The sequence below is a fragment of the Modestobacter sp. SYSU DS0875 genome, from assembly GCF_054050915.1.
The window spans coordinates 1-20,221 of record NZ_JBJHAH010000014.1 but is presented as its reverse complement, the minus strand read 5'-3'; the positions used below and the strand labels follow the sequence as shown (position 1 = coordinate 20,221).

General features: G+C 75.1%; 18 protein-coding genes and 1 pseudogene. 7 read left to right on the top strand and 12 right to left on the bottom strand.

Going from position 1 to position 20,221, the window contains the following annotated elements; all coding sequences use genetic code 11:
• Positions 1-189: 189 nt before the first annotated feature.
• The gene (locus ACI79Y_RS10515; protein ID WP_457085117.1) at positions 190-465 is read left to right on the top strand and encodes a hypothetical protein; all 276 of its coding nucleotides are present in this window, start codon (positions 190-192) and stop codon (positions 463-465) included.
• A 6-nt stretch (positions 466-471) separates the two neighbouring features.
• Positions 472-1,014: a hypothetical protein gene (locus tag ACI79Y_RS10510; protein WP_457158427.1), complete on the top strand. Its 543-nt coding sequence runs from the start codon at positions 472-474 to the stop codon at positions 1,012-1,014.
• A 65-nt stretch (positions 1,015-1,079) separates the two neighbouring features.
• Here ACI79Y_RS10510 and ACI79Y_RS10505 read toward each other — a convergent pair whose 3' ends face one another.
• Positions 1,080-1,934, bottom strand: a complete 855-nt coding sequence (locus ACI79Y_RS10505; protein WP_457158426.1) for a PP2C family protein-serine/threonine phosphatase — start codon at positions 1,932-1,934, stop codon at positions 1,080-1,082.
• 175 nt (positions 1,935-2,109) lie between these two features.
• Between ACI79Y_RS10505 and yaaA the strand changes: the two genes are divergently transcribed.
• Together yaaA and ACI79Y_RS10495 are read left to right on the top strand one after the other, a co-directional pair.
• Complete coding sequence (yaaA, locus tag ACI79Y_RS10500) at positions 2,110-2,868, top strand: peroxide stress protein YaaA (protein ID WP_457158425.1); 759 nt, start codon at positions 2,110-2,112, stop codon at positions 2,866-2,868.
• Positions 2,869-2,910: 42 nt separating this feature from the next.
• On the top strand, positions 2,911-4,323 hold the full coding sequence (locus tag ACI79Y_RS10495; protein WP_457158424.1) for an amidase: 1,413 nt from the start codon (positions 2,911-2,913) through the stop codon (positions 4,321-4,323).
• A gap of 146 nt (positions 4,324-4,469) precedes the next feature.
• On the opposite strand, the gene ACI79Y_RS10490 is transcribed toward ACI79Y_RS10495, so the two are convergent.
• Both ACI79Y_RS10490 and ACI79Y_RS10485 read right to left on the bottom strand, forming a co-directional pair.
• Positions 4,470-9,434 carry an NAD-glutamate dehydrogenase gene (locus tag ACI79Y_RS10490; RefSeq protein WP_457158423.1) on the bottom strand — a complete coding sequence of 1,655 codons (4,965 nt, stop codon included), beginning with the start codon at positions 9,432-9,434 and terminating at the stop codon, positions 4,470-4,472.
• Positions 9,435-9,507: 73 nt separating this feature from the next.
• Entirely contained in the window at positions 9,508-9,897 is a 390-nt protein-coding gene (locus ACI79Y_RS10485; protein ID WP_457158422.1) for a phage holin family protein, read from the bottom strand.
• A gap of 113 nt (positions 9,898-10,010) precedes the next feature.
• Here ACI79Y_RS10485 and ACI79Y_RS10480 point away from each other — a divergent pair, with 113 nt between their 5' ends.
• The 3 genes from ACI79Y_RS10480 to ACI79Y_RS10470 all read left to right on the top strand — a co-directional run bounded on the left by ACI79Y_RS10480 (position 10,011) and on the right by ACI79Y_RS10470 (position 13,177).
• Positions 10,011-10,730, top strand: a complete 720-nt coding sequence (locus ACI79Y_RS10480) for a TVP38/TMEM64 family protein (RefSeq protein ID WP_457158421.1) — start codon at positions 10,011-10,013, stop codon at positions 10,728-10,730.
• 248 nt (positions 10,731-10,978) lie between these two features.
• Complete coding sequence (locus tag ACI79Y_RS10475) at positions 10,979-12,166, top strand: AAA family ATPase (RefSeq protein ID WP_457158420.1); 1,188 nt, start codon at positions 10,979-10,981, stop codon at positions 12,164-12,166.
• Positions 12,167-12,229: 63 nt separating this feature from the next.
• A complete protein-coding gene (locus ACI79Y_RS10470; protein WP_457158419.1) occupies positions 12,230-13,177 on the top strand; it encodes an alpha/beta fold hydrolase in 948 nt (315 codons plus the stop codon).
• A gap of 6 nt (positions 13,178-13,183) precedes the next feature.
• Here ACI79Y_RS10470 and ACI79Y_RS10465 read toward each other — a convergent pair whose 3' ends face one another.
• The 9 genes and pseudogenes from ACI79Y_RS10465 to ACI79Y_RS10425 all read right to left on the bottom strand — a co-directional run.
• Entirely contained in the window at positions 13,184-14,947 is a 1,764-nt protein-coding gene (locus tag ACI79Y_RS10465; RefSeq protein ID WP_457158418.1) for a SpoIIE family protein phosphatase, read from the bottom strand.
• A gap of 168 nt (positions 14,948-15,115) precedes the next feature.
• Positions 15,116-15,604, bottom strand: a complete 489-nt coding sequence (locus tag ACI79Y_RS10460; protein ID WP_457158417.1) for a hypothetical protein — start codon at positions 15,602-15,604, stop codon at positions 15,116-15,118.
• A complete protein-coding gene (locus tag ACI79Y_RS10455; protein ID WP_153362206.1) occupies positions 15,601-15,963 on the bottom strand; it encodes a response regulator in 363 nt (120 codons plus the stop codon). The genes ACI79Y_RS10460 and ACI79Y_RS10455 overlap by 4 nt, the downstream gene beginning before the upstream one ends.
• A complete protein-coding gene (locus ACI79Y_RS10450; protein ID WP_457158416.1) occupies positions 15,960-16,469 on the bottom strand; it encodes a chemotaxis protein CheX in 510 nt (169 codons plus the stop codon). Before ACI79Y_RS10450 ends, ACI79Y_RS10455 begins: the two co-directional genes overlap by 4 nt.
• On the bottom strand, positions 16,466-16,852 hold the full coding sequence (locus tag ACI79Y_RS10445) for a response regulator (RefSeq protein ID WP_457158415.1): 387 nt from the start codon (positions 16,850-16,852) through the stop codon (positions 16,466-16,468). Before ACI79Y_RS10445 ends, ACI79Y_RS10450 begins: the two co-directional genes overlap by 4 nt.
• A gap of 2 nt (positions 16,853-16,854) precedes the next feature.
• Positions 16,855-17,679: a CheR family methyltransferase gene (locus ACI79Y_RS10440; protein ID WP_457158414.1), complete on the bottom strand. Its 825-nt coding sequence runs from the start codon at positions 17,677-17,679 to the stop codon at positions 16,855-16,857.
• The gene (locus ACI79Y_RS10435) at positions 17,676-18,809 is read right to left on the bottom strand and encodes a protein-glutamate methylesterase/protein-glutamine glutaminase (protein ID WP_457158413.1); all 1,134 of its coding nucleotides are present in this window, start codon (positions 18,807-18,809) and stop codon (positions 17,676-17,678) included. The genes ACI79Y_RS10440 and ACI79Y_RS10435 overlap by 4 nt, the downstream gene beginning before the upstream one ends.
• Before the next feature lie 100 nt (positions 18,810-18,909).
• Positions 18,910-19,848, bottom strand: a complete 939-nt coding sequence (locus ACI79Y_RS10430) for a hypothetical protein (RefSeq protein ID WP_457158412.1) — start codon at positions 19,846-19,848, stop codon at positions 18,910-18,912.
• Positions 19,849-20,085: 237 nt separating this feature from the next.
• Positions 20,086-20,221, bottom strand: a pseudogene (locus ACI79Y_RS10425) (methyl-accepting chemotaxis protein); the annotation flags it as partial.

Genomic DNA, 20,221 nt, shown 5'->3' with positions numbered 1-20,221 from the left:
AATGGTTCCTGGCCAGTCCCAGCAGCGTGGACCCCGGCATCCGTGCGTCGCCGATCGGCGAGCGACGAGCACGTCACCCCCTCGCTCGTCCCGTCACGTCCACGAGCCCGCATCGGCGGCGCTTCGCGGCACGGCTGCGACGTGTGCACCCGGCGGCGTGCTCGTTCGACACACCTCCAGGAGAACCCCGTGGCGAACACCGCCCAGCGCACCACCCGCGACCGCCGTCTCAGCACCGAGACCAAGGCGTCGACCAAGACCACCGAGCTGTACGCCTACGTCGCCGCAGTGGCGGCGGTGGTGATCACCGCCCTCGTCGTCGGGGACGGGGAGGACGGCGGCGGCGACCCCTTCGGCGCCTCCGAGGCCATCCGCTACATCACCTTCCTCACCATCGGCTACATGGTGGCCCGCGGTCTGGCCAAGTCGGGCAGCCGCGACTTCTACGACGAGCACGGCAGCTGACCGCGGATGTCCCGCAACCAGCGCCGGAAGAAGCGCAACAAGCCGAGCAACAGCCAGAAGGCGAACGGCACCGCGAACCGCGACACCGCCAGGAACCCGTCTGCCCAGGCGGTGCACCTCCGCCCGAGCACCGAGACGAAGTCCGCGCTGCGGACGACCGAGTTCCTCGCCTACGTGGGCGCCGTGCTCGCCGTCGTCATCACCGCGCTCGCCGTCAACGACGACGGCCGAGGGGGCGAGGACCCCTTCGGGGCCGAGTCCGCCCTCCGCTACATCACGTACCTGACGATCGGCTACCTGCTCGCTCGCGGCCTGGCGAAGTCCGGGAGCCACGAGAACCGCGTCGCGCACGACACCGGCACTGACGACGCCGCACGCACCGGCGTGGTGCACGACGCGGACGCTGACGCGCGACTCGACGACGACCGGCTCCACGACGGACGGCGCGACGACGAGTACGTCGTGGCAGCGGATGACGAGGAGACGGCCGTCGCGCCGTCCGACCAGGACCCGCGCCCGACGGCCCAGGACGTCGACACGAGGCCCTGAGACCCCCTGAGCGCCTCGGAGCTGCCGCAGCGGGCCGTGTCTCTCTGCCGCGGCAGCTCCGCGGGTCAGTGCGGGCGGTGCTGGACCAGCCCGACCGGCACCGGACCCGGCCAGTCGGCCTCCAGCGCCTCGGCGGTCTCCTCACGCAGCTCCTGCGCCGCTCCCACCGTGCACAGCCGCTGCGGCACGGGTTCCTCGGTCGCCCGCACGTCGGCGACCACCACCGTGATGTTGTCCGTGGGCGGGCCGGCCAGCGCGGCGTCCCGCAGCGCCGCCGCGGCCTCGGCGGGGGTGCCGGTGGCGAGCAGCCCGGCGATGACGTCGGGCGGGACGACGTCGGAGAGGCCGTCGGAGCAGACCATGACCCGGTCACCGGCGGCGGCGCCCAGCCGGATCACGTCGAGGGCGGCGACGTCGTCGTCGGCGCCGTGCAGCGCGGCGTAGACCGCCGACCGCTGCGGGTGCACCCGGGCCTCGGCCGGGGTGAGGCTGCCGGCGTCGATGAGCGCCTGCACCAGGGTGTGGTCGGTGCTCACCTGCTCCAGCTCACCGCCGGAGAGCAGGTAGCCACGGGAGTCGCCGATGTGCAGCAGCACCAGCCCCTCGGCGTCCGCGTGCACCGCGGTGAGGGTGGTCGCCATCGTGCGCAGCCGCGGGCGCTCGGTGTAGGCGGCCCGGATCCGCTCGTTGGCGCTGGCCACCACCCGGACCGGGTCGTCGGAGCCCTCACCCGTGCTGCCCACCGCCAGCGGCGCGAGCCAGGTGGCCACCAGCGAGGAGGCCACGGCCCCGCCGACGTTGCCGCCGACGCCGTCGGCGATCGCGACCAGCAGCGGGCCACCCACCGCGGAGTCCTGGTTGTCCGGGCGCGGGCCGCGGGTGGAGACGGCTGCGCTGTCCAGCACGAGCACCGTCTCCACCTCCTGACCTGCAGATCTCACCTGGCACCGCGCACGGCAGTGATCGAGAGGACGTTAGATGACGCGACGGCGCGGCGCCCCCGGGCAGCGCCGTGCGCGCCGCGGCCCCGGGCGTGCCGACAGCCTGCCACCGGGGTGCCCGGGCGCTCACCGCCGCCCCGTACCGTCGCACGACGTGCTCGTCCTGCTGCCCCCGTCGGAGACCAAGCAGCCCGGTGGCGACGGCCCGCCGCTCGACCTGGCCGCACTGACCGCGCCCGAGCTGACGCCGGTCCGGGAGCAGCTGGTCCACGCGCTGGTCACCCTCGCCGCCGACGTCCCGGCCGCCCGCGCCGCGCTCGGGCTGTCGGCGAAGCAGGACGACGAGATCGCCCGCAACGCCGCGCTGCGCACCAGCCCGACCATGCCGGCCATCGAGCGCTACACCGGCGTGCTCTACGACGCGCTGGACGTCCGGTCGCTGACCCGCCCCCAGCGGGCCCGGGCCGCGACGCGCCTGGCGGTGGGGTCGGCGCTGTTCGGCGTCGTCCGGGCCGGGGACCGGGTGCCGGCCTACCGGCTGTCGGCGGGCTCGGTGCTGCCCGGCCTGCCCACCCTGCGGTCGCTGTGGAAGCCCGTGCTCACCGACGCGCTGACCGCGACCGACGAGCTCGTCGTCGACCTGCGTTCGGGCGCCTACGCGGAGCTGGCCCCCGTGCCCGACGCGGTCACCGTCCAGGTGCTCAGCGAGCGACCGGACGGCACCCGGGCGGTGGTCAGCCACTTCAACAAGGCGCACAAGGGCCGGATCGCGCGGCTGCTGGCCACGACGACGGCCGAGCCGGACTCCGTGGTGCGGCTGCGGGCCCTGCTGCGCCGGAACGGGTTGCACGTGGAACACGACGGCGGCAGCCAGCTCACCCTCGTCGTCCCGGCCGACGCGGTCACCCGGTGAGCGCGGTTCCTCAGCGCTGAGAGACCGGCTAGCGTCGCCGGGGTGAGCGACGACCTGTGCACCCGTCCGGCCACCGAGCTCGCGGCGCTGGTCCGCGCCCGGCAGGTCAGCGCCCGCGAGCTGCTCGAGGCGCACCTGACGCGGATCGACCGGCTCAACCCGGCGCTCAACGCCATCGTGACGCTGGACGCCGAGGGCGCCCGGGCCGCGGCCGATGCCGCCGACACGCAGCTCGCCGCCGGGGAGCCGGTCGGCCCGCTGCACGGCCTGCCGGTGGCGCACAAGGACACCCACCAGACCGGGGGCATGCGGACGACGTGGGGCTCGCCGCTGCACGCCGACACCGTGCCCGCCCGCGACGAGCTCGCCGTCGCCCGGCTGCGGGCCGCCGGCGCGATCCGGGTGGGCAAGACGAACGTGCCGGAGTTCGCCGCCGGCTCGCACACCTTCAACACGCTGTTCGGTGCCACCCACAACCCCTACCGGCACGGACTGTCGGCCGGCGGGTCCTCCGGCGGCGCCGCCGCGGCGCTCGCGGCCGGGCTGGTGCCGCTGGCCGAGGGCAGCGACATGGGCGGCTCGCTGCGCAACCCGGCGGCCTTCTGCAACGTCGTCGGGCTGCGCACCACCCCGGGCCGGGTGCCCACCCACCCCGCGCCGATCGGCTGGTCGCAGCTGTCGGTGCAGGGCCCCATGGGTCGCACCGTCGCCGACGTCGCGCTGCAGCTGTCGGTGCTGGCCGGCCCCGACCCGCGGGTGCCGATCTCGCTGTCCGACCCCGGCCACCCGTTCGCCGCACCACTGCCCACGGAGCTGACCGGCCTGCGCATCGCCTGGACCCCGGACCTGGGCGGTCAGGTGCCGGTCGACCCGGCGATCACCGAGGTGCTCATGGCCCAGCTCGGGGTCTTCCGCGACCTCGGCGCAACGGTCGACGAGGACTGCCCGGACCTGCGCGACGCCGACGAGGTCTTCGGCGTGCTGCGGGCCTGGCTGTTCGAGGCGAGCTTCGGTGACCAGGTGCGCCGCAGCCCGGAGTCGTTCAAGCAGACGATCCGCTGGAACGCCGCGCGGGGCGCGGAGCTCACCGGCGCCGACGTCGGCCGCGCCGAGGTGGCGCACACGAAGCTCTACGAGCGGGTCGTCGCCTTCTTCGAGCGGTACGACGTGCTGCTCGCCCCGACCACGCAGGTGCTGCCCTTCCCGGTGGAGGTCGAGTACCCCACCGCGGTGAACGGGGTGGAGTTCGACGACTACCTGGGCTGGATGCGCTCCTGCACGCTGATCTCGGCCACCGGCTGCCCCGCGCTGTCGGTGCCCGGCGGGTTCACCGCCGACGGCCTGCCGGTGGGGCTGCAGATCGTCGGCGCCCCACGGGCGGACCGCCGGGTGCTGGAGGTCGGGCACGCCTTCGAGCAGGCCACCGGCCACGGTCTGCGCCGTCCGGAGCTCTGAGCCGCCCGGGTCGAGCCGGGCGGCCTGATGGGGAGCCGCGTCACAGCACGGCTCCCCATCAGCTGAGCCGGCTCAGGCCCCAGGCGGACGCAGCCGGACGCCGGCGCCTCCTCCCCGGCGTGCTCCAACGGGTCATGCCCGCCCGGTCAGCCGGCCCGGCGGCGCAGCCCGCGCAGGGTGCGGACGGCGACGAGCAGCTCGGCCAGCTCGTGCCGCTCGCCGCCCGCGAGCTCCTCCAGCTGCGCCGCCGCCCGCTGCTGGGCGACGTCCCACGCGTCGGCCCACCGGCCGACCAGCGCGTCCGCGGGCTCGTCGCCGGCCTGGCGCAGGCCCAGCACGTCGGCGGTGAGCGTGGCCTGCTCGGCGGCGAGGTCGTCGCGCAGCGAGGTGCGGGCGATCGAGTCCCAGCGCCGGTTGCGGGGCAGCGCGATGACCAGCTCCCGCAGCGGCACCAGCCCCAGCCGTTCCCCCAGGCACTGGGCCACCTGCGCGGCCAGCGCGATCGGCGCCCCCGTCGTCTCGGCGACCACCGCCAGGTCCAGCGCCGCCGGCAGCAGCGGCGCGACGGCCACCTCGGCGGCCAGCTCGGCGGACACCCCCTCGGCGTGCAGGGCGGCGGCCCGCTCGGCGTAGCCGGCGGCGTCGGCGCCCAGCAGCCACCCGGGCAGCCCCGCGCAGACCTCCGCGACCGGCCCGGCGAACCGGTCGACGACCTCCTGCAGCGACGGCGCCGGCTCGGCGGTCAGCCCGGGCAGCCGGAGCAGCCAGCGGGTGGCCCGCTCGGCCAGCCGGGTCGCCTCGGTGCGGACGTGCACCTGGGTGGCGGCGGGCACCCGGTTGTCCAGCTGCCGGGGTGCGTCCCACAGCCGGTCGACGTCGAAGACGGCCCGGGCGACGGCGTGGGCCCGGACCACCGCGGACAGTGGCGCGCCGGTCTCCTCGGCCAGCCGGAACACGCCCGTGACGCCGGCGACGTTCACCGTGCGGTTGGTGAGCACGGTCGCCACGATCTCCCGGCGCAGCGGGTGGTCGGCGATCGCGGCGGCGAACCGGCGCCGCAGCGGGCGGGGGAAGTAGTCCGACAGCAGCCCGGCCAGCGCCGGGTCGTCGGGCAGCCCCGAGGCGAGCACCGCGTCGCCGGCCTCGATCTTGGCGTAGGCCAGCAGCACCGACAGCTCGGGGCCGGTGAGCGCCAGCCCGTCGCGGCGGCGCTCGGTGATCGCCCGGTCGTCGGGCAGGAACTCCACGGCCCGGTCCAGCCGGCCGCCGCGCTCCAGCCAGCGCAGGTGACGCTGGTGGGCGTCCAGCAGGCCGCGGGCGGCGGCCGCCTCGCCGGCCAGCGTGGCGTTCTGCGCGTGGTTGTCGGTGAGCACGGCGGCGGCGACCTCGTCGGTCATCTCGGCCAGCAGCCGGGCCCGTCCCCCGGCGTCCAGCCGGCCCTCGTCGACCACGCGGTTCAGTGCGATCTTGATGTTGACCTCACGGTCGGAGGTGTCCACCCCGGCGGAGTTGTCGATGGCGTCGGTGTTCAGCCGCCCGCCGGTCAGCGCGTACTCGATCCGGCCGCGCTGGGTCAGGCCGAGGTTGCCGCCCTCCCCCACGACCCGCGCCCGCAGCCGGCCGCCGTCCACCCGCACGGCGTCGTTGGCCTTGTCGCCGACGTCGGCGGCGCTCTCCGTGGCGGCCTTCACGTAGGTGCCGATGCCACCGTTGAAGAGCAGGTCGACCGGGGCGAGCAGCACCGCGCGGACCAGCTCCACCGGGCTGAGCGACTCGATGCCCGGAGCGAGGCCCAGCGCGTCGCGCATCGGGGCGGAGACCGGCACCGCCTTCGCCGTCCGCGGCCACACCCCACCGCCCGGGCTGATCAGCGACCGGTCGTAGTCCGCCCAGGAGGACCGGGGCAGGGCGAACAGCCGCTGCCGCTCGGCGAAGGACGCGGCGGCGTCCGGCGTCGGGTCGACGAAGACGTGCCGGTGGTCGAAGGCGGCGACCAGCCGCAGGTGCTCCGACAGCAGCATGCCGTTGCCGAAGACGTCGCCGGACATGTCGCCGATGCCGACGACGGTGACCTCCTGGCTCTGCACGTCGACGCCGAGCTCGCGGAAGTGCCGGGTGACCGACTCCCAGGCGCCACGGGCGGTGATGCCCATGGCCTTGTGGTCGTAGCCGACCGAGCCGCCGGAGGCGAAGGCGTCACCCAGCCAGTAGCCGCGCTCGATGGCCACGGCGTTGGCCAGGTCGGAGAAGGTCGCCGTCCCCTTGTCGGCCGCGACCACCAGGTAGGTGTCGTCGCCGTCGTGCCGGACCACCCGCTCCGGTGGGACGACCTCGCCGGGGGCCACCCCGTCCGAGCTGTAGTTGTCGGTGAGCGAGAGCAGGGCGCCGATGAACAGCCGGTAGCAGGCCTGCCCCTCGGCCAGCACGTCGTCGCGCGAGGCGGGGCGGGTGGGATCGGGACCGGCCGGCGGCCGGAGGGGGACGAACCCGCCCTTGGCGCCCGTGGGCACGATGACGGTGTTCTTCACCGTCTGCGCCTTGACCAGGCCGAGCACCTCGGTGCGCAGGTCCTCGCGGCGGTCGCTCCAGCGCAGCCCGCCGCGGGCGACGGCGCCGAAGCGCAGGTGCACCCCCAGCACCCGCGGCGAGCTGACCCAGACCTCCCGGGCCGGCCGCGGCTCGGGCAGGTCGGGGACGCCGGTCGGGTCGAGCTTCAGCGCCAGCGGCGCGCGACCGGCGACGACGTCGGCGGTGTAGGCGGTGGTGCGCAGGGTCGCCTGCACGGCGGCGAGCAGCGCGGTGAGCACCCGGTCGGCGTCCAGCGAGGCCACCTCGCCGATCGCCTCGGTCAGCGAGCCGACCAGCGCCTCGGTGCGGGCGTCCCGCCCGGCCGCGCGGTCGGGGGAGAAGCGGGTCTCGAAGAGCGCGACCAGCCGGGCGACGATGCCGGGGTGGGCGGCGAGGGTCTGCTGGACGTAGCCCTGCCCGAAGGGCAGCCCACCCTGGCGCAGCCACTGCACGTAGGCGCGCAGCACCGCCACCTGGCGCCAGGTGAGCCCGGCGAGCAGCACCAGCGCGTTGAGCCCGTCGTCCTCGGTGCGACCGGCCCAGACCGCGGTGACCGCGTCGGTGAACCGCTCCGGCAGCGTGCCCGCGAAGGGCACCTCGTCGGTCGGGGAGGCGAGCCCGAAGTCGTAGACCCAGGCCAGCGGGGCGCCGATCCGGTCGATCTCGTAGGGCCGCTCGTCGAGGACGTCGACGCCCATGTGCTGCAGCACCGGGAGGACGTCGGACAGCAGCAGCCGATCACCCACCCGGTAGATCGTCAGCCGCCGTTCCCCCTCGGCCGGGTCGCGGGGAGCCCGCAACCGCAGGTCCATCTCGCCGGGCCCGAGCCGGTCCAGCCGGGCCAGGTCGTCGACGGCGACCGCGGCCGGGAAGTCCTCCTGGTAGGCGGCGGGGAAGGCGTCGGCGACCCGGGCGAGCAACCGCGGCGCGTCGTCGCCGTGGCGGGCGGCCAGCGCATCGGCCAGGTCGTCGGTCCAGCTGCGGGCGGCGCCGGCCAGCGCCGCCTCCAGGGCCGGCACGTCGACGGCGGGCAGCCGGGGCAGCCCGCGCCGGCTGACCGGCACCCGCACGACGAAGTGCAGCCGGGTGAGCACCGACTCGCTGGACCGGACGGTGAACTCCACCGTCGTGCCGCCCAGGTGCTCCAGCAGCAGCTGCTGCATCGCCAGCCGGACGGCGGTGGTGTAGCGGTCGCGGGGCAGGTAGACCAGCGCGGAGAAGAACCGGCCGAACGGGTCGCGGCGCAGGAACAGCCGGGTCTGTCGGCGCTCGCGCAGGTGCAGCACGGCCAGCGCCACCGGCAGCAGCTCGTCGACGTCGACCTGGAGCAGCTCGTCGCGCGGGTAGCTCTCCAGGACGTCGAGCAGCTCCTTGCCGGAGTGACTGTCGGCCGGGACGCCGGAGCCGGCGAGGACTGCCTCGGCGGTACGGCGCACCAGCGGCACGTCGCGGACGCTGCTGGCGTAGGCCTCGGTGGGGAACAGGCCGACCAGCAGGTGCTGGCGTGCCCGGCTTCCGGGGGTGTCGCTGGGCAGGTCGACGACCACGAGGTCCAGCCAGGCCGGGCGCTGCACGGTCGACCGGGCGTCGCCCTTGGTGACCAGCACCCGGTGGCCGGTGCCGCCGCGGGCGGCCAGCGCGGCCGGGGCGACGGAGGTGGCCCGGTCCGGGGAGCTGCGCAGCACGCCGAGCTCCGAGCCGGGCACCACCTCGGGGGTCGCGTCCTCCCCCACCAGCTCCACGGTCCGGGCGCCGAGGAAGAGGAACGTGCCGTCGGCCAGCCAGCGCAGCAGGGCGGCGGCCTCGGCCGGGTCGTCGGCGGGGTGCCCGGCAGGGTCGTCGGCCGGGTCGGCGGGAAGCCGGTCCAGGTCGTCGGCGACCTGGCGGGCGCGGTCGGCCAGCGCCGCGGCGTCCTCGTGGGCGCGCCGGACGTCGGCGAGCACGCCGGCCAGCCCCGCGACCAGGTCCGCGGCGGCCTCGTCGTCGACCTGGCCGGCGAGCACCACGGCCATCCACGACTCGGCGGTCGCGTCCGCACCGCAGGCGGCGGCATCGGCGCTGTCGCAGAACGTGGTCAGCTCACCGTCGGGGTTCCGGCGGACCACGACGACCGGGTGGACGACGTGCTCCACGGCCACGCCCTGGCGGACGACCTCCGCGGTGACCGAGTCGACCAGGTAGGGCATGTCGTCGACGACCACCCGCAGCACGGCCCGCCCCCCGGCGGTGCGGTGGACGTCGACGGTGGCGGTGCCCGCCGGCCGGGTGGCGGCCAGCCGGAGGTGGGCCACGGCGAGCGCCGCGAGGTCGGCGGGGTCGTGCCCGACGATCTCGGCGGCCGGCTCACCGGCGTAGAAGCGGTGCAGCAGCGCCGCGGTGTCCACCGGGCCGAGCGGGGCCTGGCCGGCCGCCGGCTGCGCGGTCGCGACCAGCCCGCCGGCGGTCTCGGCCGCCCGGTCGAGCAGGCGGCGCTTCTCCTCCTGGGCGGCCTCGAGGGCGGCCATGTCGGCGCCCACGTCGGAGGAGGAACCGCGGCGGACCATGTCCGGCCACGCTAGTGGCCGCTGCCCCGGGCCGCACGTACACCGACGAGCCCGGCGCGGCACGCCGGGGAGCTCAGCCGGCGCGGACCTTCAGCGGCAGGATCAGCTCGGCGATCCAGCTGAACAGCGCGATGAGGAAGCCGCCGACGAGCGCCGCCCAGAAGCTCTCCACGCTGAACCGCTCGGAGATCAGCGCGGTCAGCCCGAGCATGGCGGCGTTGATCACCAGCAGGAACAGCCCGAGCGTGAGGATCACGAACGGCAGCGCGAGCAGCCGGACGATCGGCCCCACGATGGAGTTGACCAGCGCGAACAGCAGCGCCACCCAGAGGTACGTGCCGGTCTCGCCGAAGAACCCGGTGGGGTTGCCGATCACCTCGATCCCGTCGACGAGCCGGGTGACGGCATAGATGATCGCCGCGAGCACGACGACGCGGACGGCGAACTTCCCGATCGTTGCCACGTCGGCACGCTAGCGCCCGAGACCCGACGCCAGCCCCTCTTCCCCCGTCTAGTGCAGTCTCGCGTCTGTCGTAGAAGGGCACAGAGACCGACAGGCGGCACACTGGGTGGACGATGACCGAACAGGCCCGACACCGCCGCTTGCCGGCGCCCGCTGCCGGCCGGGCCGCGCTGCTGGTCGTGCTGCTGCTGCTCGGCGCCGGTCTCGCCGTCGCCGTCGACGTGCCCGGGGTGGGCGAGGTGCGCGGCTGGCTGGACGACGCCGGCCCCGCCGGGTGGGCGGGCCTGCTCGCCGGTTCGGCGCTGGCCACGCTGGCCCCCGTGCCGCGGACCGCGCTGTCGGTGCTGGCCGGGGTGCTCGCCGGGTTCTGGGGCGGCCTCGCCCTGGCGCTGACCAGCGGTGTGCTCGGCGCCCTCGCCGGCTTCACCCTGGCCCGACTGCTGGGCCGCGAGGCGGTCACCCGGCTCGCCGGGCCACGGCTGGCCCGGGCCGACGCGCTGCTCACCGACCGCGGCGCGGTCGCGGTGCTGGTCGCCCGGTTGACGCCCGTGCTGCCGTTCACCCTGGTCAGCTATGCCGGGGGCCTGTCCGGGATGCGGCTGCGCGACCACCTCCTCGGCTCGGCCGTCGGGCTGACGCCGGGCACCGTGCTGCACGTCGCGGTGGGGGCGAGCGTGGGCGCGGCCGGCCTCGGCGACGGCCGGACCCTGCTGCTGGCCCTCGTGCCGCTGACCCTGGCGCTCGTCGTCCTCACCTGTGCCCACTGGTGGCGGCGCCGGGGTGCGGCGACCGGTCGCCCGGAGCCGACTCTCCCGTCGTCTATCACTCTCTAGCGCAGACACGAGAGAGCGACATACAGCACTCGCCACCTCGACCCCTCCTCCTCGACGCCGAGGTCATTCGAACACACGTTCGACGGATCTGCTAGCCTCGGCGGCAGCGGAGGACGACGGCTCTGCCGTCGTCTGTCCGTGTCTAGCGATCGAGCTAGACGCGTGCAGACGACGGGAGAGTCGCTGCTGCATGCCCTCGTCTATCGGTTTCTACCGCTCGGTCTATACGAGGCCATAGGGTGCTCGACATGGACCCCGTGCGGAACCCGTACGCCCCCGGCGCCGGCCAGCGCCCACCCGAGCTGACCGGGCGGGACACCGAGCTCTCCGCCTTCGACGTCGTCCTCGAGCGGATCGCACACGGCCGGCCGGAGCGGTCGCTCGTGCTCACCGGGCTGCGCGGGGTCGGGAAGACGGTGCTGCTCAACCAGCTGCGCTCGGCGGCGATCAGCCGCGGCTGGGGCACCGGGAAGATCGAGGCGCGGCCCGACCAGTCGCTGCGCCGGCCGGTCTCCTCGGCCCTGCACATGGCGCTGCGCGAGCTGCGGCACCCCGACCAGGAGTCCATGGAGGCGGTGCTGGGGGTGCTCAAGGCGTTCGCCCTCCGCGGGTCGGACGCCTCGGCGAAGGTGCGCGAGCGCTGGCAGCCCGGGATCGACGCCCCCGCCACCAGCGGCCGGGCCGACTCCGGGGACATGGAGATCGACCTGGTCGAGCTGCTCAGCGACGCCGCCGGCCTGGCCGCCGACGTCGGCAAGGGCATCGCGCTGTTCATCGACGAGATGCAGGACGTGCAGGCGCCCGACGTGTCGGCGATCTGCGCGGCCTGCCACGAGCTGTCCCAGCAGGGGTCGCCGCTGATCGTCGTCGGGGCGGGGCTCCCCCACCTGCCCGCGGTGCTGTCGGCGTCCAAGAGCTACTCCGAGCGGCTCTTCCGCTACCTGCGGATCGACCGGCTCGACCGGCCCGCCGCCGACCGGGCGCTGCTGGCCCCCGCCGAGCGGGAGGACGTCACCTTCGAGCCCGACGCGCTCGACGCCCTCTACGCCGCCGCCGACGGCTACCCCTACTTCGTGCAGGCCTACGGCAAGGTCACCTGGGACGTCGCCGCCTCCTCCCCCGTCACTGCCGCCGACGTCGCGATGGCCGCCCCGGCCGCCGAAGCCGAGCTCGCCGTCGGCTTCTTCGGCTCCCGCTACGACCGCGCCACCCCGGCCGAACGCGAGTACATGCACGCGATGGCCGACCTCGGCGGGCCGCAGGGCACCCCGGTGGCGACGGCGGAGGTGGCCGCCGCGCTGGGCCGCAAGCCGGCCTCGCTCTCCCCCGCCCGTGACTCGCTGATCAAGAAGGGCCTGGTCTACTCCGCCGAGCGGGGGCAGATCGCCTTCACCGTGCCGCACTTCGGGCGCTACCTGCTCAGCCACGCCGACTGACGGCGGACGTGGCAGGACGCCGTTCCACGTGCAACCAGCCGCTCACCGGGGCAGGGTGATCACATGAGCGCGACCGGGAGCAGCAGGTACGACGTCCGCACGCCCGAGGAGATCACCGTCCCGGTGGCCGGCGGTGACCTGGCCGCGCTGTACTGGGCCGCCGACGCGCCCGCCGCTCCCCTGGTGGTGCTCCTGCACGGCATCACCTCCAACGCGGCCACCTGGGCGACGGTGGCCGCCGCGCTGGCCGGCGAGTGCGAGGTCGTCGCCCCCGACCTGCGCGGCCGGGCCGGGAGCGCCGGCCTGCCCGGCCCCTACGGCCTCTCCGCGCACGCCGCCGACGTCACCGCGCTGCTGGAGCGGTTCGGCGCGGACGGAGCGGGCGGTGCCGACGCCACGGTGCTGGTCGGGCACTCGATGGGCGGCTTCGTCGCCACCCTGGCCACCGCCGGCCAGGCCCGCGACCTCGTGCACGGCCTGGTGCTCGTCGACGGCGGCCTCCCCTTCGCCACTCCCCCGGCCGCCGACACCGACGACATGCTCGCCGCCTTCCTCGGCCCGACGCTGGAGCGGCTGGACCGGCCCTTCGCCGACCTCGCCGCCGTCCGCGCCTTCTGGGCCGACCACCCGGTCATCGGCCGGTGGGTCGACGACCCCACGGTGGGGGCCTTCCTCGCCCGTGACCTCACCGGTGAGCCGCCGGAGCTGCGCAGCTCGGTGGTGCACGAGGCGGTGCGCGTCGACGGCGCGGACATGTTCCGCAACCAGGCGGTGCTGGAGACGACCACGGACCTGCCGGTGCCGGCCACCCTGCTGTGGGCCACCCGCGGCATGGACGGCGAGGTGCCCGGCCTCTACGACGAGGTGCGGCTGGCCGGGATGAACCTGTCCGACGCGCACGTCCGCGCCCGCGAGGTGCCCGGCACCGACCACGACTCGATCATCTGGTCGGCCGACGGGGTGGCCGCGGTCGCCGAGGCGGTCCGGGCGGCCGCAGCAGCGGACCGCTGACCCGGGTCAGTCCGGCGCGGGGACGGCGGCCGCCAGTGCCCGCGGTGCGGCCGGCGGCGGGCGCGGCGCGTCCACCGGGTGGCAGCGCACCGCCAGCACCGCGACGTCGTCCTCGGCGCCGTCGGCCAGCAGCTCCCCCAGCAGCTGGTCGCAGAACCGCTCCAGCGGCTCCCCCGCCAGCCGGGACGCCACCGCGCGCAGCCGCTCCCGGCCGGCGTCCAGGTCACTGGTCCGCCGCTCGAACAGGCCGTCGGTGAACAGCAGCAGGGTGCTGCCCGGCGGCAGTGCGGTGGCCCCCTCGCCGCGGGCGCCGTCCAGCCCCAGGCCCAGCGGCGGGCCCACCGGCGCGTCGAGGTCGGTCACCGTGCCGTCGGGGAGCACCAGCAGCGGCATCGGGTGCCCGGCGACGGCCCAGTGCAGCCGGCGCACGCCGGCGGCCCGGTCGGCGTCGTCGGTCTCGATCCGGGCGACCAGCGCGGTGGCCAAGGAGGCGACGCCCAGGCCGACGACGGCTCGGTCGACCCGCCGCAGCACCTCCCCCGGGCCGGTCTGCCGGTCGTAGGCGATGGCCCGCACCAGGGTGCGCAGCTCGGCCATCGTCGCGGCCGCCTCGAGGTCGTGGCCCATCACGTCGCCGATGACCAGGACGGTTGCGCCGTCGGGCTGGAGGAAGGAGTCGTACCAGTCGCCGCCGATCGAGAGGTCCTGGGCCGCCGGCCGGTAGCGGACCGCCAGCTCCAGGGCGTCGGGCTGCACCGGCGGGGACAGCAGGCTGCGCTGCAGCCGCTCGGCCACCCGGGTCTGCGCCGTCGCCAGCCGGGCGTTGTCCAGCGCCAGCCCGGCCCGCCGGGACATGATGTCGGCGGTGCGCAGCTCGGCGTCGGTGAACGCACCCCGCTCCGGACCGGTGACGAAGGTGACGGCGCCGAACAGCTCGCCCCGGGCGATCAGCGGGAACGTCGCCACCGAGTGCACCCGCAGCGGCGCCAGCGCCTCCCGGGCCGCCAGGGTGGTCATCGCCGCCACCTGCTGCGGCTCGATCCCCTGGATGACCACCGGCCGACCGGCCCGCAGCGCGGTGGGCACCGGCGCGGTCGCCTGGTTCGTGCGGGCGCGCAGGTCGGCGTACCGGTGCATGTGCGGCACCATCGCCGGGTCGCGGTGCGCGCGGCCGACGTCCCGCCGGACGCCGTCCTCGATCACGCTGACCAGGCACCAGTCGGCCAGCGGTGGCACGACCAGCTCCGCGAGGCGCTGCACCGCCTCGTCGCTGTCCAGCGTCGCGGTCATCGCCTGGCTGACGTCGCCGAGCAGCATGAGGTGGCGGCCGGCCAGCTCGGCGGCGTGCGCGGCCTCGGCGGCGCGCGCGGCCTCCTCCTCGCGGGCCGCGACCGCCTCGGCTCGGGCCTGCTCCGCCGCCCGCCGCTCGGTCACGTCGTCGTAGGTGACCACGAGCCCGCCGGCAGCGCGGAAGGCGTCCACCCGGAACCAGGTCTGCAACGGCGGGTACCAGGCCTCGAAGCCCACCGGCTCACCGGTGCGTGCCACGTGCTCGTAGTGCCGGGCGAACACGCTGCCGACAGCCTCTGGGAACTCCGCCCAGATCACCCGGCCCACCAGGTCCTCGACCCGCCGCTGCAGCAGCCGGGCGCCGGCCGGGTTGACGTAGCTGAACCGCCACTCGTCGTCCAGCACGAACAGCGGCCGGGGCATCGCTTCGACCGCCTGCGCCAGCAGGTCCGCCGGCGGCGCGGCGCCGTCCGGGCTCATGGCGGTCACTCTGCCCCATGGCAGGGACAGTGCCGTACTGCTCACCCGGGAATCAGCGCGGCGCGTCCCTCCAGGGGGTGACGGACGACGGGACCGGGGGAGCGCAGCCGTCGGCGGTGACGGCTGCGCTCCCCCGGTCCCGGGGTCGCGCTGGGTGTCGCGGCAGGGTCAGTGCGCCATCACGATGGACAGCGAGCCCGACCCGTAGCCCGCGACGTCGACCTTGAGGTCGATGCGGTTGAACGCCGCCGCCAGCCCGGCGATGTCCCCGGGGACCGACTCCCCGGGTGCGTGGAGCGTGTGCAGCTTCGAGTGGTTGACGCCCTCGCCGTTGAACATCGAGGCGGCGATGTTCACCACCTCGTACAGCGCCTCGAGGTGCATGGGGTAGAGCTCGCCCTCGTCGATCGCGTCCTCGAGGCCGCCCTTGGGGAGCAGCGCGAGGGCGCCGGCGAGCCAGGCCCCGAGCCGGAGGTCGACCAGGCACAGCGCGGTGGTGGCCATGGTCGGGTCGACGTAGACGGCGACGGCGGGCTTGTCGTTCAGCGACACCGGGTCCCCGGGGGAGACCACGACGTCCTTGCCGAAGAGGCCCTGGAGCATGTCGCGGACGTCCTTGGCGGTGGGCAGCGTGGCCGGCTGGAGGGCGGCCGTCATGCGATCACCCCGTCCAGCGCGTCCTTGAAGGTGTCCTCGTTGAACGGCTTGGCGATGAGGAAGAGGGCGCCGGCGTTGGCCGCCTTCTCCCGCATCTCCGGGGAGCCCTCGGAGGTCACGAAGCCGAAGGGCACCTGCGACCCGGAGGCGCGCAGCGCCTCGAGGCACTCGATGCCGGTCATGTTGGGCATGTTCCAGTCGGAGAGGACGAGGTCGGGCTTGTCGGACCCCACCTTGGCCAGGCACTGCTGCCCGTCCTCGGCCTCGATGATGTCGTGGTCGTCGTACCCCGCCTGGCGCAGGGTGCGGATCACGATCTGCCGCATGACACGGCTGTCGTCGGTCACCAGGATCTTCACTGCTGCGGCACCTCGTTCCGCTCGGTGTCCGGCGCCGTGGGGGCGCCCTGGACGGTGATGGTCAGGGACTGGCCGCGCCACTGGCCGTTGACGCGGCAGACGTCGTCGAGCCGCCCGGTGGGCGGTGCGGCGCCGGTCTGGGGGAGCCCGAGGCTGGAGGGCCCGGGCAGGACGGACTTGATGTTGCCGCCGAGGACGTTGGCCAGTTCGCCCAGCGCGTCCTCGACGTCCTCGTCCTCGACGAGGGTCGGCGGGCGGAGCATGAGCACGCTCTCGGTGAGCGCCTCGGCGGTCTCGGTGTCGCAGGTGAGGACGACGGCGCCGTTCCACGGGCCGGTGATCGTCACCCAGGCACTGACCGGCTCGAGCGGCGGCGGGGCCGGGACGGGGATGAAGACCTCGCCGTCGCCGACCAGGGACGGCCAGACCTCGTCGGCGATGCTCTGCACGGTCTGCACGTCGAGCAACGCGGAGATCGGCTGGACGATCTCGGGGGAGGCGGTCATGCGGGGGCACCTTCCGGGAGCAGGCCGAGCAGCGCCAGCTTGTCGCGGAGCGCATCGGCGGTGAACGGCTTGATCAGGTACTCGTGCGCCCCGGCGGCCAGGGCCTTGACGATCTGCCCGTGCTCGCTCTCGGTGGTGACCATCATCAGCGTCACCTGACGGTGGGCCGGGTTCGCGCGCACGGCGAGGACGAACTGCAGCCCGTCCATCACCGGCATGTTCCAGTCGATGCAGCAGATGTCCGGCACGTAGCCGGACTCGAGGACGTCGAGGGCCTGCTGGCCGTCGCCGGCCTCCCGCACCTCCTCGAACCCGAGATCGGTCAGGATGCTGCCGACGATGCGCCTCATGGCGCGGGAGTCGTCGATCACGAGGGCTCGCACGGTCAGGACCCCTTCCTCGGGCGGTAGGCGGAGCCGCGGCCGACCACGACCCGCTCCCAGTTGTCGTCGACGCCGAGGGTGGTCTCGGCTGCACCCAGGAACAGCCACCCGTCGGGTCGCATGAGCTGGCGGACGCGGTTCAAGATCCCCTGCTTGGTGGGGAGGTCGAAGTAGATGAGCACGTTGCGCAGGTAGACGACGTCGAACGGGCCCAGCCGGGGCAGCGGCGCGGCGAGGTTGCACTCGCTCGTGGTCACCATCCGGCGCAGCTCGGGGGCGATCTCCCACTCGTTGCCGGCCCGGGTGAAGTGCCGGACGAGCATCGGCGCGGGCAGCCCGCGGTTGACCTCGAGCTGGCTGAACCGGCCGGCGCGGGTGCGCTCGACCATCTCCCGGGAGAGGTCGGTCGCGGTGATCGACACCCGACTGGTCGCGTTCGGCAGCGCGTCGGACAGCAGCATCGCGATCGTGTAGGCCTCCTGCCCGCTGGAGCAGGCGGCCGACCAGATCTGCAGCCGCTCGTTGGGCCCACGGGCGGCGAGCAGCTGGGGCAGGACCGTGCCGGTCAGCGCGGTGAACGGGTCACCGTCGCGGAACCAGGAGGTCTCGTTGGTGGTGAGCGCCTCGACGATCCGCCGGGTGGTGGCCGGGTCCGGGCGGTTGCGGACGGACTCGACGAGCTCGCTGACCCCGGAGAGGCCGCGCTGCTGCGCCATGGGCAGCAACCGGGCCTCCACCAGGTACTCCTTGCCCGGCTGCAGCACGATGGCGCTCTCCCGGTGCACCAGCTGGCGCACCCAGTCGAAGCTGGTGGCGGTGAGCGTCATCGCGTGCCTCCCATGGTCGTGAGGGGGCGGACGGTGCCGCCCATCGGGCGGGGGTGGGGGAGCAGGCGGGTGATCGCCTCGGCGACCCGGCCCAACGGCAGGACCTCGTCGGCGTAGCCGGCCTGGGTCACCGCCCCGGGCATGCCCCAGACCACCGAGGTGGCCTGGTCCTGGGCGACGACGGTGCCGCCGGCCGCACGGATCTGGCCGGCACCGATCCGGCCGTCGGAGCCCATGCCGGTGAGCACGACAGCGAGGACGGCGCCGTCGTAGGCGGCGACCGCGGAGCGGAAGAGCACGTCGACCGCGGGGCGGCAGAAGTTCTCCGGCGGCGCCTGGTTCAGCGCCGTGCGCTTGTTGCCACCGCTGGAGCTGACGGTGAGGTGGTGGTCACCCGGGGCGATGTGCACCGTGCCGGGCGCCAGCGGGGTGCCGTCGACGGCCTCCACGACCCGCAGCGGGCACAGCCGGTCCAGCCGCTGCGCGAACTGCCGGGTGAAGACCGGCGGCATGTGCTGCACGAGCAGCACGGGCACGGGCAAGGACGCCGGCAGCAACGGCAGCACCTTGGTCAGCGCCTCCGGGCCACCGGTCGAGGAGCCGATCACCAGGACGGCGGGCTCCTTGGCGGCGCGGGTCCGCGGGGCCGGCGGACGGGGGGCCACCGCAGCCGGGGCGGGCGCGGCGGCCGGGCCGGAGCTGATCGGACGCCCGGTGAGCGCCTTGATCTTGGGGATGAGCTGCTGGCGCACGCTCTCCATCGACTGCGCGACGCTGCCGACGTTGGCCGGCTTGGTCACGTACTCGTTGGCACCGGCGGACAGTGCGTCCAGGGTGGCCGAGGCGCCTCGCTCGGTGAGCGTGCTGAACATGATGATCGGCACCCGGCTGAACGCCTGGCCACCGGCGCGGCTGCGGATGGCCCGCACCGCCTCGATGCCGTTCATGTCCGGCATCTCGATGTCCATCGTGACCAGGTCGGGCTTCAGCTGCTCGAGCTTCGCCACCGCGATCCGGCCGTTCGCCGCCGTGCCGACGACCTGGATCATCGGGTCCTCGGAGAGGACGTCCGTCACGATCTTGCGGACGACGACCGAGTCGTCGACCACCATGACCTTGATCTTTTCCACGCGCTCCCCCGCTGCCGATGTACCGGCCAGGTGGGCCGCACACGACCTTCATCGGCATCCGCTGCCTTCTCTTGAGCGCAGCGGCGGGACGAGCTGAGGACTAACCCGCGAGGGGGAGCGACCTCCCGGTCACCATCGCCCACGGGGCACCGAGGACGGCCATCGACTCCTCGTCGAGGAGGTCGGACATGGCCAGGCCCTGCACGCACCCGGCCAGCGCGTTCCACACGCCCTCGGCGCCGTCGCGGGAGGTGAAGCCGCTCTCGACGAAGGCGGTGACCGCCGTCAGCTGCGCCGCGGCGAGGGTGCGGGTGCGGCCGGACACGTGGGCGGCCCAGGACGCGCCGTGCATGGCGGCGGCCCACGGCCGCCGCTGGGACCTGCCGACCTCGACGGCGAGCCGCCAGCGCCGGCGGCCGGCCTCGCCGAGCTCGCGGACCTCGCCGAGCAGCTCGGCCAGCCCGGCGGTCGCCGGGCCGAGCTCCGGGCGCGGGGCGGGCTCCAGCGCGGTGGCGGCGGCGTAGGGCGCGGTGAGCTCCTGCCGGACCGGACGGTCGAGGGCCTCGGCGGCCCACCAGCCGGTGGCGGCGTCGGCCAGCACGTCGGCGGCGACGGCGGCCACCGCCGGGTCGAGGTCGGCGACCACCGGGTGCTCGGCGCCGAGGACGTCGTCGCGGACGAGCCGCTCCAGCGCGGGGGTGTTGCCGATCGTGCCGCGCTCGAGCAGCGCCACGAGGCGGGCGTTGCGCTCGCCGCCCTCGTCGGCCCCGCCGGGGACGTTGCCGGGGACGTTGCCGGGGACGTCGCGCAGCTGGGGCACGCCGGCCGCGGCCAGCTCGTGCGCCCGCCGGGCACGGACGGCCATCTCGGCGCGCTCGGCGGCCGGCCGCCCGGCGCCCGGGTGCGCCGCGGCGAGGCGGTGCAGGGTGGCCGCGTCGGCGCCCAGACCGGTCAGCAGCACATCGGCCACCTGACCGCCGGCGGGCAGGCGGACCAGGTCGAAGCCGAGAGTGGCCGCGCTGACCAGTGAGTAGGGCACGTCGCCTCCTGTGGAAGTGGTGCACCCATCGTGGGGGCGGCGTCGACAGTGCGCCACGCGGCCGTCACCCGGTCGCGCGACAGCGACCTGACGCCGGCTGCGCGTTCGCCTCGCTCGGTCAGGACGTGGTGACAACGCGTGAACTGGCCGTCACCCGGACGATGACCGCCCCCGGACGCGGCAGCGGCCGCCGCCCTCCGTCGGGGAGGGCGGCGGCCGCTGGGTCCGGCTCCGCCGTCAGTAGGCGAAGCGGGCGACGCTCCCCCGCAGGTCGCTGGCCATCCGGGACAGCTCGTCGACCGCCTGCCGGGTCTGCCCCAGCGCCTGCGTGGTCGACGACGCCGCGCTGGAGACCCCGGTGATGTTCGCCGCG

What these genes read in the sequence shown, in the direction of transcription:
- ACI79Y_RS10465 (WP_457158418.1), bottom strand. Translation starts at nt 14,947, where the DNA reads ATGAGCCCGGACGGCGCCGCGCCGCCGGCGGACCTGCTGGCGCAGGCG.
- ACI79Y_RS10460 (WP_457158417.1), bottom strand. Translation starts at nt 15,604, where the DNA reads ATGACGGCCGCCCTCCAGCCGGCCACGCTGCCCACCGCCAAGGACGTC.
- ACI79Y_RS10450 (WP_457158416.1), bottom strand. Translation starts at nt 16,469, where the DNA reads ATGACCGCCTCCCCCGAGATCGTCCAGCCGATCTCCGCGTTGCTCGAC.
- ACI79Y_RS10490 (WP_457158423.1), bottom strand. Translation starts at nt 9,434, where the DNA reads ATGGTCCGCCGCGGTTCCTCCTCCGACGTGGGCGCCGACATGGCCGCC.
- ACI79Y_RS10480 (WP_457158421.1), top strand. Translation starts at nt 10,011, where the DNA reads ATGACCGAACAGGCCCGACACCGCCGCTTGCCGGCGCCCGCTGCCGGC.
- ACI79Y_RS10510 (WP_457158427.1), top strand. Translation starts at nt 472, where the DNA reads ATGTCCCGCAACCAGCGCCGGAAGAAGCGCAACAAGCCGAGCAACAGC.
- ACI79Y_RS10440 (WP_457158414.1), bottom strand. Translation starts at nt 17,679, where the DNA reads ATGACGCTCACCGCCACCAGCTTCGACTGGGTGCGCCAGCTGGTGCAC.
- ACI79Y_RS10475 (WP_457158420.1), top strand. Translation starts at nt 10,979, where the DNA reads ATGGACCCCGTGCGGAACCCGTACGCCCCCGGCGCCGGCCAGCGCCCA.
- ACI79Y_RS10470 (WP_457158419.1), top strand. Translation starts at nt 12,230, where the DNA reads ATGAGCGCGACCGGGAGCAGCAGGTACGACGTCCGCACGCCCGAGGAG.